Genomic DNA, 16963 nt, shown 5'->3' with positions numbered 1-16963 from the left:
GGAGTTATGCGCGACGGCCGGCCGGCACCTCAGCTCGCGGCGAGCCGCTTCTTCTCGGCTTCGACGTCGAAATCGGCCGCAGGCCACTGCGGATCGATGTCTTCCATCGCCGTGAGCAACAGCTCCTGCACGGCCAGCCGCGCGTACCATTTGTGATTCGCGGGCACGACGTACCAGGGTGCGACGGCAGTCGACGTCCGATCGAACACCGCTTGATAAGCATCCATGTACTCCGGCCAGACCAGCCGCTCGTCGACGTCGCTCGGGTTGTACTTCCAGTATTTGTCGGGCCGGTCGAGCCGCTCCGTCAGCCGTTGCTTCTGCTCGTCGGGCGAGATGTGCAGCATGACCTTGATGATGCGGACACCGGATGCCGCAACCTGAGCCTCGAACGCATTGATCGCGTCATACCGCCGCTCGATCTCGTCCGCAGATGCGAGCGAGCGCACCTTGCCGATCAGCACATCCTCGTAGTGCGAGCGGTCGAAGACACCAATGAAACCGGGCTCGGGCAGCCGCTTCTCGATGCGCCAGAGGAAGTCGTGCTCGAGCTCTTCCGCCGTCGGCGCCTTGAACGCGGCCAGCTCCACACCCTGCGGATCCACGCCGCCGACAACGTGCCGAACCACACCACCCTTGCCTGCGGTATCCATCGCCTGCAGCACGAGCAGCACAGCATCCGTGGCCACACCCGCGCGGCTCGCGGCAAAAAGCCGCTCCTGCAACTCGCCCAACGCCTCGATGCCGACAGCGAGGTCCTCGGCCCCAGATTTCTTGTCGCCTTCATACCCCGGGTGAGTGTCGGGGTCGACGTCCGCCAGTCGGAAGCCCTCCCCTGCGCGCAGAATGTCGGATGCTTCGCTTGTCCATCCACGTTTCGCCATGCGCCCATCCTGCCGCATGCGACGCCGGCAGAACTTTAACGCGGCAGCGGAACTTCGATCAACTGCCGACCGGCAACCGGAGATGTCAGCGCCTGGTCAAGGGCCGTGCGGGTCGTGATCCGCTGGTACTCCCAGCCGTAGGCGAGCGCCAACTGCTCAAGGTGTGTCGTGTGCGGCGTATAGAAGGCACGGTCAAGATCCTCGCGCGGCGCGGAAGAGGCGACTTCGAGCGAGTCGAAGATCGTGCCGCCGCCGTCGTTTCCGACGATGACCTGCAGGCGCGGCTCCGGCTCATCCGGCGGCAGCAGCATCGCCCCGACATCGTGCAGCAGCGCCAGATCCCCCAGCAGAACGCGGGTGACGCCGGGCGATCCCTCGGCCTGACTCGCCAGAGCGATTCCCATTGCCGTCGCGATCGTGCCGTCGATTCCGGCCAAGCCGCGATTCGCGTGCACCGGGACCTTCTTGCCGGCCAGCACCGCATCGGCCACACGAACGATGCGCGACGACCCGAACATCAGCCGATCGTGCGGCCAGGTCGCCCGCCACACGGCATCCGCGAGCAGTTCGCGATCGAGCGGCCGGCGCACCGCGTCAAGCTCTGCGCGCACGGCATCGCGGCGGGTCGCGAAATCCTTCGAGTTGAGCGCGTCCTGGTCGGGTGCCGACTCGCTCAGATCGACGAGGGATGCTGCGGATGCCCGCATCCACTCCCCCATCCACGCCCGGTCCGACTCCCCCGGGGCGACACGAACGGATGCCGCGGCCACCGTCCGCCCGTTCAGATTCAGCGCCTCACCACCGGATCGCACCGCGATCACCTCGACGTCGTCACGACTGAGAAGCGCCGCAACTTCTCGGCTGAGCGTCGGATGCCCGAACACAACAGCGCGTTCGATCCGTCCGCCGAGCGCGGCATCGCGCAGTAGTTCCCGGTAGCCGTGCACAACGTGACGGCCGAACCGCGAGCCGCTGACGATCTCTGCGACCAGCGGCCAGGTGCCCGCATGCGAAACCTCTTCTGCGGCTGCTCCCGCATCCGCGCCGGCGATCACGACGGTGCGCGGGCCCCGTTCCAGAACGAGCGGCTCACCGGCATCCGGTGTCGGTACCGTCCCGCTCGAAAGCGCGAATCCCGCCGGAAGCGCACCCGAAAGCGGCTCCCGCGCGGGCAGATTCAGGTGCACGGGTCCGGCGATGCCGGCGAGTGCGCCGGGCGCAGCATCCGCCCCCATCGCGGCGCGAACCGCCTGGACACCCAGTCCCGTCCACGAGCCATCACCGGGAACCGGAGCATCCTCGGCGAAGCGCACCCACGGCGCGAAAAGGCCGGGCTGAGTGGTCGCCTGATTCGCGCCGACGCCGCGCAATTCCGGCGGACGGTCGGCGGTGAGCAGCAGCAGCGGAACGCCGGAGTGGAAGGCCTCCATCGCCGCGGGCAGCAGGTTCGCCGCAGCCGTGCCGGAGGTGCAGATGACCACGGCCGGCACACGCGTCTCACGGGCAAGGCCGAGGGCGGTGAAACCGGCGACGCGTTCGTCGATGCGCACATGCACGCGCAACGCGCCCTCACGCGCGAGGTGGGTGGCGGCGAGCGCGAGCGCCTGCGAACGGGACCCCGGTGAGATCACCACGTCACGGATGCCGTGCTCGACAAGTTCTGCGAGCAGAGATGCCGCAGCATCCATTGCCGGCGATGCCGTCATGGACGTGTGTCCGGGGCGGGCCCGTCTGTTTCGTCGTCGAGGCGCGCGAGCTCTTCTTCGAGGCGGCGGATGCGCTCGTCCTGCTCGTTCTTGCCGAGGGTACGCAGGAAGTCCGGGTTGTCATCCGGGGCCATGCTGCGTGTCTGCTGCTGATCGCTGCGGTTTCGACGTCCGAGTGCGAACCAGAGGATCCCACCGAGCACGGGAATCAGCACGACGATCACGATCCAGGTGCCCTTGGGCACTCCGCGGTGCCGGGTTGCCGGTTGAACCGCGCAGTCGACGATGCTGAACACCCAGAAGATGAGAGCCAGGAAGCCGCCTACGATCAGTACTCTTGCCACGAGCCCAGTCTAGGCGGGTTATCTATGCGCGGACTGCTCAGACCAGCTCCGACACCAACTCTTCGATGCGCGCCCGGATGTCATCGCGGATCGGACGCACGGAATCGATGCCCTGGCCTGCCGGGTCCTCGAGTTCCCAGTCCTCGTAGCGCTTGCCAGGGAAGATCGGGCACGCGTCGCCGCAGCCCATCGTGATGACGACGTCGGATGCCTGCACCGCTTCGGCGGTGAGCACCTTCGGGGATTCGGCGGTGATGTCGATCCCAAGTTCGGCCATCGCGTCGACGGCGATCGGGTTGATCTGATCCGCGGGCATGGAGCCGGCCGAACGCACCTCGATGCGGTCGCCGGCGATGTCGCGGAGGAAACCCGCGGCCATCTGGGATCGACCCGCGTTGTGCACGCAGACGAACAGGACGGAAGGCTTGGTGTCGGTCATGGGGTCTCCTCGAGTAGTTCGTTGACAAGGGTGCGAACGCGGGCGGCGATGTCATCGCGGATGGCTTCGACACCTTCGCGGGAGGCGAGGGCGGGGTCGCCGACGGCCCAGTCGTCGTAGCGGATGCCCGGGATGATCGGGCAGACGTCGCCGCAGCCCATGGTGATGACAACATCGGCGGCGCGCACGGCGTCATCGGTCAGAGGCTTCGGGAATCGCTCAGCGGCGCCGTCGCCTTCGATCTCTGCGAGCAGCGAGCGCACGTGCGCGTGGATGCTGTCGGCGGGGCTCGAGCCTGCGGAGCGTGCCACGACCTTGCCGTCGGCGATCTGGTTCACGAGCGCGGCGGCGAGCTGGGAGCGGCCCGCATTGGCGACGCAGACGAACAGCACCTGCGGGACAGCGGAATCACGGTCGCGGGTGAGATCACTCAACCGCTGGCGGGCGAACCTCTCCGTCAGCGGGATCAGCGCCGATGTCACACGGGCCGTGCGGGCCAGCGCGGTGTACGACTCGCGAACGGTGGTCAGCACGACGGCCCGGTCGAGATCGGAGATCTCCGCAGCGAGCTCGTCCGCGAGATGGGTGACACGAGTATCGAGATCGGGATGCCGCGCATCCTCTGCCGAGCCATCTGACCAGGACGCGGCGACTGTGGCCGGCGCGAACGAATCCAACAGGGTCGTGACGGCGCGGCGACGGTTCGGATTGATTGAGTACCAGACCCAGGTACCGCGGCGTTGCGACGTCAGCACATCGACGTCTTTGAGCACCCTGAGGTGATGCGACACCGTCGGCTGTGAGACGTCCGCGAGTTCGGCGAGGTCGCACACGCACGACTCCCCGCGGGGGTCGGAGGCGATCGCGGAGAGCATCCGCAGACGCAGCGGATCGGCGAGCGCTTTGAGGGTGGCGGCCACCGAGGAGGCAGCATCCTGGCCGATCGCGTGCGTGGCCACCGGGCTGCAGGTATCTTCCGTGGTCACAGTGACATTCACGAGGGCATCCTTTCAGCGCTCTGTGTCTCGGAGGTGTACGGATCGGTGTGGAACCAGCGCCGGGCCGCCCAGAGCGAGACATAGACGAGTCCGACCAGCACCGGTACCTCAATGAGCGGCCCCACAACACCGGCGAGCGCCTGGCCGGATGCCGCGCCGAAGGTGCCGATGGCGACGGCGATCGCGAGCTCGAAGTTGTTTCCAGCTGCGGTAAAGGCCAGAGTCGTCGAGCGTGCGTAGCCGAGGCCGAGCGTCTTGCCGGTGAAGAGGCCGATGAACCACATCACCGCGAAGTACGCCAGCAGCGGCAGTGCGATCCGGGCCACATCGAGGGGCCGGGAGGTGACCTGCTCTCCCTGCAATGCGAACAGCAGCACGATCGTGAACAGCAGACCGTACAGCGCCCACGGGCCGATGCGCGGCAGGAACTGCTCCTCGTACCAGTCGCGCCCCTTACGGCGTTCCCCGATGAAGCGGGATGCGAACCCGGCCAGCAGCGGCACACCGAGGAAGATCAGCACGTTGAGCGCGATCGCGCCGACGGAGAAATCCACTCCCTGGGTGTCGAGTCCGAGCCATCCAGGGAGCACGGTGAGGTAGAACCAGCCGAGCAGCGAAAACGCCACGACCTGGAAGATCGAGTTGATCGCGATGATGACGGCTGCGGCTTCCCGGTCGCCGCAGGCGAGATCGTTCCAGATCACGACCATCGCGATGCACCGAGCAAGACCGACGATGATGAGCCCCGTGCGGTACTCGGGCAGATCCGGCAGGAACGCCCAGGCGAGGGCGAACATGAGTGCGGGGCCGATGAGCCAGTTCAGCACCAGCGACGAGATGAGCAGCTTCTTGTCGCCGGCGATGGCGGCGACTTTGTCGTAGCGGACCTTCGCGAGCACTGGATACATCATCACCAGAAGCCCGAGCGCGATCGGGACGGAGATGCCACCGATCTCGAGCTGGGCGAGCAGGGGCGAGACGCCGGGGACGAAGCGCCCGAGCAGGAGTCCCCCCACCATGGCGAGCCCGATCCACAATGGCAACCACCGGTCAAGCGTTGACAGGCGACGCGTCGCCGGAGGCGCCTGGAGGGTTGCGGCACTCATGCGCTGCACACGGACTGTATCGACATGCGTCTATATTGACATCCATCGATATTGCCCGCAACTCGAACGGACGAGAGTTCACCGACTCGTAACCCGCGAGCCAGCGCTATACGAACTAGCCGTCGTTCGCGTTCGCACGCTGTCGATAGCGACGGTTGCGGATGCCGAGCACGATCGACGCAAGCAGGGCGGCGACGACCGATGCGGTCAGGATCGCCACCTTCGCGTGGTCGTGATGTTCACTGCCGCTGGAGAAGCTGAGCTCGGCGACCAGGAGCGACACGGTGAACCCGATACCGGCGAGCAGCCCCACACCCGTGAGGTCGATCCAACGCAGCGACGGATCGAGCGTGACCCGACGGATGCGAGTCACCAGCCATGTCGCCAGAGTGATGCCGATGGGCTTGCCGAGGAGAAGTCCGAGCATGATCCCGATCACCACCGGGTCTTCGAAGGCAGAGATGAATCCGTCGACACCGCCGATGGCGACGCCCGCCGAGAAGAAGGCGAACACCGGCACGGCCACCCCGGCCGAGATCGGCCGGAATCGGTGCTCGAAGACCTCCGCGAGGCCCGGGCCAGCGTCCGCAGCACGGGCCGTCTTCTTGTGCAGAACGGGGATGGTGAACCCGAGGAGCACCCCGGCGATGGTCGCGTGGATGCCGGATGCGTGCAGCAACGCCCAGGCCGCGACTCCGATCGGCAGCAGCACCAGCCAGGCGGCCCCCGCGCGCAGATGGAAGAACCGGCGACCCAACTGGGCGATCACGCCGTAGACGGCGATGGCGACGAGGGCGAACGCCAGCGGGATCAGATCGATCGTCTCGGTGTAGAAGATCGCAATGATGCCGATGGCGATCAGATCATCGACGACCGCCAAGGTGAGCAGAAAGATCCGCAACGCGCTGGGCAGGTGTGAGCCGATGATAGCCAGCACCGCAACCGCGAACGCGATGTCCGTGGCGGTCGGAATCGCCCACCCCTGCACCATGCCTGGCGCGCCCGCGACGACGATGGCGTAGATGACCGCGGGAACCGCGACGCCGCCGATCGCGGCGACGATCGGCACGATCGCCGTACTGGGCTTTCGCAGATCACCGGCGACGAATTCCCGCTTCAATTCCAGTCCGACAAGGAAGAAGAAGATCGCCAGCAGCCCGTCGGCTGCCCAGGCGCCGAGCGAGAGCCGAAGATGCCACGGCTCGTAGCCGACCTCGAAGTCGCGCAGCGCGAAGTAGGAATCCGCCCATGGTGAGTTGGCCCAGACGATGGCGATGGCGGCGAGCGTGACCAGCAGGATGCCGCCGACGGTCTCTTTGCGAAGAATCTCCCCCACGCGCAGCGATTCCGCGCGTGAGGATGAGGGAAAGAGACTACGGACGCGAGCGATGCGGGAGGGCTTGGGCGACATGAGCGCCTTTCGGGTCGACGACAGAATTCGTCGACCAGGCTTCCCGACACTCCAGCATCCAGCTTATCCGAGGATGCCGTGGAGCGCCCCTCCCGCGTCAGCGCAACTGAGCGAATTTCTCGACGCTCGTCGTCGGCCCGACCACGAGCACAGAGTCACCTTCGTGAAGAACGGTATCGGCCTGCGCGTTCCGCCAGTCACCCAGCACCGGACGGTACGCGGCGATGGTGACTCCGTGAGCACTGCGCACTGCACCGTCCGCCAACGTGATCCCATGCAGATACCGCGGAGCAACAGACTTGACGATCGCGTAGCCCTTGTCGATCTCCAGATAGTCAGCCGCTGCGCCGCGCACCAGATGCGCGACGCGGCGCCCCATGTCCTTGTCGGGGTAGATGACCCGGTGCACTCCCAGCTGCTCCAGCACCGCGCCGTGTTGCTCGTCAACAGCCTTGGCCCAGATCACCGGAACATTAAGCTTCAGCAGCAACGAGGCAGTGAGGATGGAAGCCGTGATGTCGCTGCCGATGGCAACGACGACCCGATCGAACTCACCGACTGCCAATTGCTCCAGGACCTCGAGCCTGGTCGAATCGGCGCGGACGACCTGGGTCAGCTCACCGTTCAACGACTGCACACGGGCCTCATCATCGTCGATGCCGAGCACTTCGGTTCCGGAGGCCATCAGTTCCAGAGCGAGCGCCGTTCCGAATCGGCCCAGCCCGATGACGGCGACGGAGTCGGCCTCGGCGATCCGCTTCGCATCCTGGCCGAAAGAGAGGAACTTTCCCATCATGTGTCCTTTCACTGGTTGTCGTGCCCGCATACCATCAGCCGATGACTGGGCGTTCCTTGGGCAACTCGTAAGCCGTCGGTCGCTCTCGCAGGGCGAGGGCGGAGCCGAGGGTGAGCGGTCCGAGACGTCCGAGGAACATGAGCAAGACGAGAATGATCTGCGCTGCCGGCGGAAGACTCGCGGTGATCCCCGTCGACAGCCCGACGGTTCCGAAGGCCGAAACCACCTCGAAGAGCACACGGTCGAGGTCGAAATCGGTCATCGCGAGGATGGCGATGACCGCGGCCATGACGGCGCCGAGGGCGATGATCACGACGGTGATCGCCTGGCGGTGCACGGCGCGCGAAAGGCGCTTGCCGAAGATGTTCACGGCGGCGCCACCGCGCAGCTCCGTCCACATGATGAAGAACAACACCGCGAAAGTGGTGACCTTGATACCGCCGGCTGTACCTGCAGGTCCGCCACCGATGAACATCAGCACGTCGGTGCCCAACCAGGTTTCGTCATTCATGAGCGAAACATCGACCGAGTTGAAACCGGCCGTGCGCGATTGGACCGAGTGCACGAACCCGGCGAGGATGCGTGTCCCGATCGGGAGCTCACCGAACGTGCCGGGGTTGTCCCACTCCATGAACAGCACGAATACGGTTCCTGCAACCAGCAGCACGGCGGTCATCGCGAGCACGATTCGGGTGTTCATCGACCAGTGCAGCGGCCGCTGGAACTCCCGTCGCAATTGACGCAGCACCGGGAACCCCAGTCCGCCCAGAATGATCGCACCGCAAATCGGCAGGCAGATCCAGGGGTCCGAGACGAAGCCCATCAGGCTGTCGGTGTACAGCGCGAAGCCAGCGTTGTTGAAGGCCGACACCGCGTGAAACAGCGCATGCCACGCTGCCCGGCCGACGTCGTAGCCGTACGCCGTGGCGAACCGCGCAAACAGCAGGAGCGCGACCACCACCTCGATCACCAGCGTCGTGATCACGATGCCGGTCGCGACTCGCTTCAAGTCCCCGACGCCGGGAGTCTTCGTCTCGGCGCTGGCGAGCACACGGGACTTCACGCTGAGCTTGCGTGCGAGAACGAGTCCCACCAGAGCGGCGAACAGCATGATGCCCAGACCGCCGAGTTGGATGAGCGCCAGGATCACGATCTTGCCGAAAGGACTCCAGTACACCGCCGTGTCGACGACGACCAAGCCGGTGACGCACACCGCCGATGTCGCAGTGAACAACGCGTCGACGAAGCCCGTCCACCGGCCATCGGCGGACGAGAACGGCAGCATCAACAGTACGGTCCCGGCAAGGATCGCTGCAGTGAATCCGGACACGATGACCTGCGCAGGTGCCAGGCCCCGCCGCTTGGCGAAACCCCCACGTTTGGCTGTGCGGTAAGACGACACGAAGAAGAACACTACTCCTCAGCGTGGGCTTCTCGCACCCCCTGTGCGTGTGCCGTGTCAGCGCCTCGCGCGGAGCTACTTCTCAGCTCACCGCGACCGGGCGGGCTCCGATCTGCAGCACCGCTGGCGCGGCGCAGCAGCTTCCAGCGTCGTCTTCGCCGAAGTCACCGGAACCGCCGCACACCCCCGTGTCAGGCAGGACGAGTTCGTTGCGTGCCGCGGCCTCATGGTCACCGGCGAGGCGTGCGGTGACGCTGCGCACCTGCTCGTAGCCGGTCAACGCAAGGAAGGTCGGTGCACGTCCGTAGGATTTCGCCCCGACGATGAAGAGGTCCTGCTCCGGCTGAGTGAGCTGAGCGGCACCCGTCGCCGAGACGGAACCGCAGGAGTGGATGTTCGGATCGATCTCCGCGGCGATACCGGCGACGGCCTCCAGTGCGGGGTCAAGGTCAATGCGCAGCTCCCGCAGCATCTCGGTATCGGGCCGGAACCCGGTCACGGCGAATACGTGGTCGACGCCGTCGATCTGGCTGCCATTCTCGGCAAAGACGGTGAGCCGATCGCCGACCTCACGGAACTCCGCGATGCGGAACCCGGTCATTAGAGTCACCAGTCCCCGATCGATCGCCGCGCGAGCGCGCGCGCCGAGTGCCGCCCGCTCCGGAAGCTCATCTCCCGCTCCGCCGCCGAAGACATTCGCGGCGCTCCCCCGACGCAGCACCCAGGTCACACGAGTTCCGGGGGAATGGCGCGCCAATTCACTCAGTCGCAGCACGGCGTGGGTCGCGGAATGCCCGGCACCGACGACCACGATGTGCCCGCCGGCGAACCCGGCGACGTCGTCGGGGATTCGATAGGAGATCGATTCCGAAGCGGCGATTTCGCCGAGAGCGGGCAGACCGTCCGCTCCCGCCGGATTCGGTCGTCCCCAGGTGCCGCTGGCATCAATGACCGCACGAGCGTGCAGGCGGGACTCGTTGCCGTCCTGATCGCGCGTGTGCACAACGAACGGCTGGCTCTCCCGCCCACCGTCGACGCTCTTGTCGCGCCCCTGACGCGAGATGCCTGTCACCGTGGTGGCGTACTGCACCCGCTCACCCAGCGCTGCGGCGAGCGGTGCAAGGTACCCGCTCACCCACTCCGCTCCGGTCGGGTAGCCCGACGTCGGCGCGTTCCACTCTGTCGACGCGAGAAGACGACGCGAGGCCGCATCGGTCAGCTCCGGCCACGCCGAGAAGAGCCGCACGTGCCCCCAGTCCGATACCGCGGCGGCGGCACCATCACCGCGCTCGAGGACGACCACCTCGATACCTCGCTCAGCAAGGTGCGCCGCGGCGGCAAGACCCTGCGGCCCCGCTCCGACGACGATGACGGGAAGCTCGGTCATCACAGGTCTCCTCAAATCGACGTTCTTCGATATGAAAACTCTCACGCACCTATCGAAGAATGTCAATACGTGCCAGACTGTGGCTGTGAGCCTGCCGACGACCACCGATGCAACAGCCTGCTGCGTGCCACCCATCACGTCCTCACTCACCGCTGAGGACACCGAACGCATCGCGCGGGTTTTCAAAGCCCTCGGCGACCCCACCCGCGTCAAACTGCTGTCGCTCATCGCTGCCGGCACCGACGGGGAGGCATGCATCTGCGACCTCACCGAACCGGTCGGTCTCTCTCAGGGCACGGTCTCGCATCACATGAAGCTGCTCACCGATGCCGGGCTGGTCTCACGGGAGCAGCGAGGCAAGTGGGCGTACTTCGCACTCAACGACGGCGCGCTCGACGCGGCCGCCGACGCCCTCCGTTCGGTATGACCGCGACGTCCGCCCCGCCTCGCCAGGGCGGACGATTGGCCGCGCTCTCGACGGGGCAGGTCATCAGTTGGGGCATCCTGTTCTACGCCCTCATCGTCGCTTCCCCGGCGATAGCGGACGAGACAGGCTGGCCGATCGCTCTCATCACCCTGTCGTTCTCGTGCGGCCTCATCGCCTCTGCCGGCGCCGGAGTGCTCGTCGGGCACTGGCTCGATGCGCGCGGGCCCCGGCTCATCATGACCGTCGGCAGCGTCCTGGGTCCGGTCGGCCTCGTCATCGTTGCACTCGCTCCCGACCTGTCGGTATTCACGCTCGGATGGGTCATCGCCGGCATCGCGCAATCCGCCGTGCTCTATCAGGCGGCTTTCACGGTCATCGCCCGTCGGTACGGGGCGCGCCGCCGTGGCGCGATGACCATACTGACGCTGGCCGGCGGGCTCGCTTCGACGGTGTTCGCACCGGTCGTGGCGGGGCTGCTGACGGTCACCGACTGGCGCACGACTTTTCTCCTCCTCGCTGGCATTCTGCTGGTCACCACCGCGCCCCTGCACTGGTTCAGCCTCGAACGCGTTTGGACACCCGCGCCTCACGACCCCGATCTACCGGCGCACACGGTCAGCACGGTCGTGCGCACACGTCGATTCTGGATGCTGCTGCTGTCGATGCTCGCGCTGGCGGCAGCCCTGTTCAGCGTCACGCTGTCCGTCATCCCGCTGTTCACGGAGAAGGGGATGAGTTACGAGCTCGCCGCGTGGGCGCTCGGACTTCTCGGGGCAGGACAGGTCATCGGACGACTGCTCTACGTGGCGATCCCGCGCACCGCGGCGCCGTGGATCCCGCTGGCGGCCACAGCCGCGCTCAGCATCGTGTTCCTCGCCCTTCTCGCACTCGTCCCCGGGCCACCGTGGCTGCTGATCTGCATCGGCATCGCCGCGGGAGCTGTGCGAGGCGCACAGACCCTTGTGCAGGGGTCGGCCGTCGCAGATCGCTGGGGCATCCACAGCTACGGCGCCATCAACGGCGTCTTCGCTGCTCCAATAACTCTCGTCGGCGCGATCGGGCCTGCCCTCGGACCACTGCTGGCCACCGCGACCGGCTCCTATTCGGTCATGGCGCTGATCGCCGTCGTGCTGGCCGCGCTCTCACTCGCCCTGTCCCGATTCTCCTGACACCGGCCGATTCCTACTCCTGGCCGTTGTAATGAAATATATTCACGCGCATCGGGAATATCCGAGCCGCGGCAGCCGTTGATCACCGTCGACGCCGCAGTCCGCGAGGACGCGGCGTTTTCCTCGCATCCCAATTTCTCAGGAGTCATTCGTGCCCAATCTCATGGTCATCGTCGCCAGCACCCGCCAGGCCCGCATCGGCCACACCGTCGCTAACTGGGCGATCGACACGGCGAAGGAGCGCGCAGACCTGACCGTCGACGTCGCTGATCTGCAGGAGATCGCTCTGCCGTTCTTCGACGAGGCGCACGCGCCGATGATGGGCAAGTACGAACTGCCGCACACGCTGGCGTGGGCCGAGCGCGTCGCCGCCGCAGACGCCTTCCTCTTCGTCAGCCCCGAGTACAACGGCTCGTACCCCGGTGTGCTGAAGAACGCCGTGGACTACCTGCTCGCTGAGTGGCAGGGCAAGCGCGCCGGCGTTCTCGCCTACGGCGCGTACCCCGAGAGCCGGATGATCGGCCAGCTCGACTTCGTACTGCGCAACCTCGGCCTGGAGCGCACCTCCGCCGATCTGCAGGTGCAGAACCCGTGGACCCTGCTCGACGCCGACGGCAAGCTCACGGCCCCCGCCGAACTCACCGACTCGCTGCAGTCGATCCTCGACGAGCTGTCGCTGGTTCCCGCCGAGGCCGTCTCCGCATAAGGCGAAGAGAAAGCCCCGCCAGCCCTGATATTTCAGGGACTGGCGGGGCTTTTCACGTAGACGCGACGGCGGGATTCGAACCCGCTACACCCCCAGGTATGAGCTGGAGCCCGGGACCACCCGGACCGTCGCGGTGTCTTCGACGTTACCTGTCGGGGATGCTTCTGGCCAGGGTTCGGTCACGATATTGCCGAGTGCGTCCGCCGGTGACGGCAGATTTCACGCGGTGCCCACCTGCCGTTCACCCAGCGGGACGCACTTAGACTGGAACCATGAAGTTGCCGCCGATCCTCGTCTACTCCGTGCTGCGACTGCTCGCGTTCCTCGTACCGCTGGCGATCATGTGGTTCTTCTTCCCGATCATGCGCGAGCTGTGGTGGCTGACGGCGATCTTCGCCGCGCTGATCGGTATGAGCATCTCGATCCTGTTCCTGCGCGCGCCGCTCTCCGGTGCATCCTCGGTGATGTACGAGCGCCGCGAAGCGCGCGAAGCAACTGGCAAGCGCAACGCCGCCGCACAGGATGCTGACGCCGAGGATACCGCGATCGACGATGCGGGCAACGGCTCAGCAGACAGCACGCCGAACCCGAACTAGGTCCTCAGCCGACGAGCGCCCAGTACAGCGCGCCGGCGTAGATGATCGCTGTGAGCGAGGTCAGTCCGAGAGCGACGACCAGCTCGCGCGCCTGCCGGTGCATCCATACGATGACGATCGCCGGGATGCCAGCCAGCAGCGCCATCAGCGTGAGCCACGCGATCGGATACAGCAGCGCGATGAAACTCGACAGCAGGAACGGCACCACCAGGAACACGGTGTAAACGACCTGCGTCGCGCGACGCCCGATCAGCACGGTCAGCGTGCGCTTGCCCACCGCGCGATCCTGATCGATGTCGCGCAGGTTGTTGGCCAGCAGCACGCCGCAGGCGAAGAGTCCGACGGCCACGGCTCCCAGCCATGCCTCCTGCGGCAGCTGGAACGCCTGCACCCAGGTTGTCCCGAGCGTTGCGACCAGTCCGAAGAAGACGAAGACGAAGACTTCGCCGAGGCCGAAGTACCCGTAGGGGCGCTTTCCGCCGGTGTAGAACCACGCTGCGACAATGCAGGCGGCGCCGACTGCCAGCATCCACCACTGGCCGGTGCGGATGACGATCAAAAGGCCCACGAGAGCGGCGAGCGCGAAGAAGATCAGACCGATATTCAGCACCGTTCGCGGGTTGACGCGGCCCGAGGCAGTGAGGCGCGCAGGCCCCACCCGGTGCGCGTCAGTACCGCGGATGCCGTCGCTGTAATCGTTCGTGAAATTCACGCCGATCTGCAGCAGCACCGCGACGGCGAGGCAGGCGAGGGCAATGACCCAGTGCAGATTCTGGTCGACGAGTTGCGCGGCACCCGTGCCGATGATGACCGGCGCGATCGCGAGCGGCAGTGTGCGCAGGCGCGCGGCACCGATCCAGTCGCGCGCCGTGATCGGCGGCGCCTCCACGATCGGGCGCTTGGCCGGGTTTCCGCTGGTGCGCACCGGCTTCCGCTTCGGGGCCGACGACTTGCGTTTTGAGGATGCTGCCACGGAAGGCAAGCCTACTGGCAGCATCCATGAGCCGCTGAGTCACGGGGTCGGGTTACTGACCTTGCCGTCGAGCCAGAGCGTTTCGGTGGCATCCGCATGCGTGCCGCCGGAGCCGACGTGCTTCGTGCTGATCTGCGGACCCTTGGTGATCACGTGCACCATGGCCATGCCGTGGCCGCGCCCGAGGTCGTAGTCGGTCTTCAGCCATTCGAGGATGGGCCCGGCCTTGGTGGTCTCATCGAAGCCCTTCTCGCGGGCGAGGTCGACGAGCTGACGAGGTGTGAGTCCGGTCTTGGTCTCGACGGCGTCGAGGTACGCCTGGAATGACATGGGTGCTCCTTCGGGTGCGGCGGTCAATCGGTGGATATGCACCCACTCTCGACACTTCGCGGCGCGACTCCTAGAGTTTCGATGTGGATCGAAACTTCGTGGACTTCCATCTCAGCCCCGGCGACATCCAGGCCGTGCGCTTCGGCATCTCGCCGGGCCATGAGCTCGCGCATGCGGTGCGCATCCTGCTGCGCCCCGCGCAGCATCCACTGCAATGGGGATGGCTGCGGGATGCTCGCGACCGATTCCCCCGCGAGCCTTTCGCCCTGCTGGCCACCGCGATCGGCATCGACGGCTATCTGCCGGACTTCCTGACCACCGCACCGCGCTGGGATCTGACGCCCACGGCTGAGGCGGCGGCGCTGAGAGATACTCCCCTTGCCCCGATGCGCGTCGACCTCGACAAGATGATCGCGCGATCCTCGGGCGAGCGACAGCAGCGCCTGCGCGAAATGCGCGCGAACCCCGAAGCCGCTCGCACACAAATCGCCGATGCGTGGATGATCATGTGGGATGCCGCGCTCGCGCCGGTGTGGCCGCAGCTGGAGCGCATCCTGCGCGCCGACATCGCCGTGCGCTCGCGCACGATCAGCACCGACGGGCTCGCGAGCATGGCCGCGGGGCTGCACCCGAAGATCAGCTGGGGCGATGGCTCGGTACGGGTCGAGTTGCGCAAGCACCGCGAGCAGGTCGACTGCCGCGGCAGCGGACTCGTACTCGTCCCCTCGGTCATGTCGTCGTGGGGATGCCTGGTGCTCACCGAACCTCCCGCGCAGCCGACGCTGTTCTATCCGGCTCGCGGCGTCACCGCGGAGTGGGCCCGCGATGCCGCATCCACTGCCGCGGCATTACGAGCGTTGCTTGGCCCCGCACGCGCCGAGATCCTCCTCGCGGCCGACATAGCGCGCACGACCTCTCAGGTCGCCGTCGACACCGCGATCGCCGCCTCGACGGCATCGCATCATCTTGCCGTCCTGCGCGCTTCCGGGCTCATCGCCAGCGAACGCTCCGGCAATCGGATGCTGCACTCGCGCACACCGCTCGGCGAGGCGATGATCGGCCAGACGCTGTGACTACGCGACTCGCTCGACGTCGACCTCGGCGCGCAGGCGGCGGCCATAGCCGACGGCGGCCACGGCGGCCACCGCAACAAGAACGAGCGGAATGATCAGCGCGGCGCGCAGACCAAACTCGTCACCGACGAAGCCGAGCGCGGGCGGGCCGACGAGGAACGCGACATAGCCGAGGGTTGCAACCAGCGATACCCGGGCGGCGGAGTCCGAGCCGGAGTCTCCAGCAGCGGAGATCGCCACCGGGAACCCGAGCGATGCGCCCAGACCCCACAGCAGAACTGCCGCCGTCGCTGCCACCTGGCCGTCGACGAAGATGATGACCGCCAGCCCGATCGTGGCGAACACGCCACTCGCGCAGAGCACCGTGGCCCGCCCGAACCGGTTGATGAACCAGCCACCGATGAACCGTCCGGTCGTCATCGCCGCAGCGAAAACTGCGTAGATCGCCGACCCCGATGCCGCGTCGAACCCATGACCGTCAACCATCACCAGCGGCAGCCAGTCGTTCGCCGTCCCCTCGGCGAGCGCCATCGCCAGGATGATCACGCCGATCAGCAGTAGCGTCGGGTCACGCCAGAGATGGGCGTTCGATCGCCGCGGAGTGCCGGATGCTGCGCGCTCGACGCGCCCGGTTCCGGACGGGATCCGCGGCACCGAGAAGATCACCGCGGCAAGCGCGGCCACGCCGACGAAGGTGAGGTGCAGCGAGACGGGGAAAGCGGATGCTGTGGCGAAGATGCCCAGCACCGCGCCAATGACGGTGCCGAGGCTGAAGTATCCGTGCAACTGCGGCAGGAAGGATCGGCCCGTCACTCGTTCGACGTCGGCACCTTCGACGTTGAGGGCAACTTCTCCGCCGCCCATGCCCGCGCCGAACAGGAACAGTCCTGCGGCAGCCACGAAAGGCTCACCCAGACCGGCTCCAACTCCGATCGTCGGCATGCTGATGACAACGCCGATGGCTCCGGCGGCGATCACCGGCCGTGCCCCGAAGCGCGCAACGAGAGGTCCGGATACGAGGATGCCCAGCATCGAGCCGACCGAGAGACCGAACAGCACGAGACCCATCTCGAGTGTCGATGCGCCAAGCAGGTCGCGGATGTCCGGGGTGCGCGTGACCCACGAGGCAATTCCGATGCCGGGAACGAGAAAGAGTGCGGCAAGCGCGAGCTGGCGCAGACGGATGCTGTTAATCATGGTCCTCTCAGAGCATGTA

18 protein-coding genes and 1 tRNA gene are annotated in these 16963 nt (G+C 66.5%); 5 read left to right on the top strand and 14 right to left on the bottom strand.

From position 1 onward, the window contains the following. Positions 1 to 29: 29 nt before the first annotated feature. From ACSU1L_RS14845 to ACSU1L_RS14800, 10 genes are all read right to left on the bottom strand, one after another. The gene (locus ACSU1L_RS14845) at positions 30 to 884 is read right to left on the bottom strand and encodes a PPK2 family polyphosphate kinase (protein ID WP_439256313.1); all 855 of its coding nucleotides are present in this window, start codon (positions 882 to 884) and stop codon (positions 30 to 32) included. Positions 885 to 919: 35 nt separating this feature from the next. Beyond that, positions 920 to 2590: a 2-succinyl-5-enolpyruvyl-6-hydroxy-3-cyclohexene-1-carboxylic-acid synthase gene (gene menD / locus ACSU1L_RS14840; protein WP_439256312.1), complete on the bottom strand. Its 1671-nt coding sequence runs from the start codon at positions 2588 to 2590 to the stop codon at positions 920 to 922. Continuing rightward, positions 2587 to 2934, bottom strand: a complete 348-nt coding sequence (locus tag ACSU1L_RS14835) for a PLD nuclease N-terminal domain-containing protein (RefSeq protein ID WP_438255718.1) — start codon at positions 2932 to 2934, stop codon at positions 2587 to 2589. Before ACSU1L_RS14835 ends, menD begins: the two co-directional genes overlap by 4 nt. Before the next feature lie 37 nt (positions 2935 to 2971). Continuing rightward, the gene (locus ACSU1L_RS14830) at positions 2972 to 3373 is read right to left on the bottom strand and encodes an arsenate reductase ArsC (RefSeq protein WP_439256311.1); all 402 of its coding nucleotides are present in this window, start codon (positions 3371 to 3373) and stop codon (positions 2972 to 2974) included. Then, positions 3370 to 4371 (bottom strand): metalloregulator ArsR/SmtB family transcription factor, encoded by a 1002-nt coding sequence (locus ACSU1L_RS14825; RefSeq protein ID WP_439256310.1) that lies wholly within the window; start codon positions 4369 to 4371, stop codon positions 3370 to 3372. The genes ACSU1L_RS14830 and ACSU1L_RS14825 overlap by 4 nt, the downstream gene beginning before the upstream one ends. Next, positions 4368 to 5477, bottom strand: a complete 1110-nt coding sequence (gene arsB / locus ACSU1L_RS14820) for an ACR3 family arsenite efflux transporter (RefSeq protein WP_439256309.1) — start codon at positions 5475 to 5477, stop codon at positions 4368 to 4370. The genes ACSU1L_RS14825 and arsB overlap by 4 nt, the downstream gene beginning before the upstream one ends. A 115-nt stretch (positions 5478 to 5592) precedes the next feature. Then, complete coding sequence (nhaA, locus tag ACSU1L_RS14815; protein ID WP_439256308.1) at positions 5593 to 6888, bottom strand: Na+/H+ antiporter NhaA; 1296 nt, start codon at positions 6886 to 6888, stop codon at positions 5593 to 5595. A gap of 97 nt (positions 6889 to 6985) precedes the next feature. Next, positions 6986 to 7681, bottom strand: coding sequence for a potassium channel family protein (locus tag ACSU1L_RS14810; RefSeq protein WP_438255723.1), 696 nt, complete (start codon positions 7679 to 7681; stop codon positions 6986 to 6988). Positions 7682 to 7718: 37 nt separating this feature from the next. Continuing rightward, entirely contained in the window at positions 7719 to 9086 is a 1368-nt protein-coding gene (locus ACSU1L_RS14805; RefSeq protein WP_439256307.1) for a TrkH family potassium uptake protein, read from the bottom strand. An 82-nt stretch (positions 9087 to 9168) separates the two neighbouring features. Next, on the bottom strand, positions 9169 to 10473 hold the full coding sequence (locus tag ACSU1L_RS14800) for an FAD-dependent oxidoreductase (RefSeq protein WP_439256306.1): 1305 nt from the start codon (positions 10471 to 10473) through the stop codon (positions 9169 to 9171). A gap of 85 nt (positions 10474 to 10558) precedes the next feature. On the opposite strand from ACSU1L_RS14800, the gene ACSU1L_RS14795 reads away from it, so the two are divergent. The 3 genes from ACSU1L_RS14795 (at position 10559) to ACSU1L_RS14785 (ending at position 12775) form a co-directional block, all read left to right on the top strand. Continuing rightward, a complete protein-coding gene (locus ACSU1L_RS14795) occupies positions 10559 to 10900 on the top strand; it encodes an ArsR/SmtB family transcription factor (protein WP_439256305.1) in 342 nt (113 codons plus the stop codon). Then, positions 10897 to 12069: an MFS transporter gene (locus tag ACSU1L_RS14790; RefSeq protein WP_439256304.1), complete on the top strand. Its 1173-nt coding sequence runs from the start codon at positions 10897 to 10899 to the stop codon at positions 12067 to 12069. Before ACSU1L_RS14795 ends, ACSU1L_RS14790 begins: the two co-directional genes overlap by 4 nt. Before the next feature lie 151 nt (positions 12070 to 12220). Beyond that, a complete protein-coding gene (locus ACSU1L_RS14785) occupies positions 12221 to 12775 on the top strand; it encodes an NADPH-dependent FMN reductase (protein WP_439256303.1) in 555 nt (184 codons plus the stop codon). A 60-nt stretch (positions 12776 to 12835) separates the two neighbouring features. Here ACSU1L_RS14785 and ACSU1L_RS14780 read toward each other — a convergent pair. After that, positions 12836 to 12908: transfer RNA gene (locus ACSU1L_RS14780), tRNA-Met, on the bottom strand. A 139-nt stretch (positions 12909 to 13047) separates the two neighbouring features. On the opposite strand from ACSU1L_RS14780, the gene ACSU1L_RS14775 reads away from it, so the two are divergent. Continuing rightward, positions 13048 to 13371 (top strand): DUF4229 domain-containing protein, encoded by a 324-nt coding sequence (locus ACSU1L_RS14775; RefSeq protein WP_439256302.1) that lies wholly within the window; start codon positions 13048 to 13050, stop codon positions 13369 to 13371. Positions 13372 to 13375: 4 nt separating this feature from the next. On the opposite strand, the gene ACSU1L_RS14770 is transcribed toward ACSU1L_RS14775, so the two are convergent. After that, entirely contained in the window at positions 13376 to 14344 is a 969-nt protein-coding gene (locus ACSU1L_RS14770) for a 1,4-dihydroxy-2-naphthoate polyprenyltransferase (RefSeq protein WP_439256301.1), read from the bottom strand. Between the two features lie 39 nt (positions 14345 to 14383). After that, positions 14384 to 14674 (bottom strand): DUF4287 domain-containing protein, encoded by a 291-nt coding sequence (locus tag ACSU1L_RS14765; RefSeq protein ID WP_439256300.1) that lies wholly within the window; start codon positions 14672 to 14674, stop codon positions 14384 to 14386. A gap of 83 nt (positions 14675 to 14757) precedes the next feature. Between ACSU1L_RS14765 and ACSU1L_RS14760 the strand changes: the two genes are divergently transcribed. Further along, positions 14758 to 15747: a DUF5937 family protein gene (locus tag ACSU1L_RS14760; protein ID WP_439256299.1), complete on the top strand. Its 990-nt coding sequence runs from the start codon at positions 14758 to 14760 to the stop codon at positions 15745 to 15747. On the opposite strand, the gene ACSU1L_RS14755 is transcribed toward ACSU1L_RS14760, so the two are convergent. Continuing rightward, the gene (locus tag ACSU1L_RS14755) at positions 15748 to 16944 is read right to left on the bottom strand and encodes an MFS transporter (RefSeq protein WP_438255732.1); all 1197 of its coding nucleotides are present in this window, start codon (positions 16942 to 16944) and stop codon (positions 15748 to 15750) included. Positions 16945 to 16963 lie beyond the last annotated feature (19 nt).

It is taken from the genome of Microbacterium sp. A94, from assembly GCF_051842855.1.
Taxonomy (GTDB): Bacteria; Actinomycetota; Actinomycetes; order Actinomycetales; family Microbacteriaceae; genus Microbacterium.
Note: the sequence above shows the minus strand (reverse complement) of the source record. Positions and strands in the feature narration are given on the sequence as shown.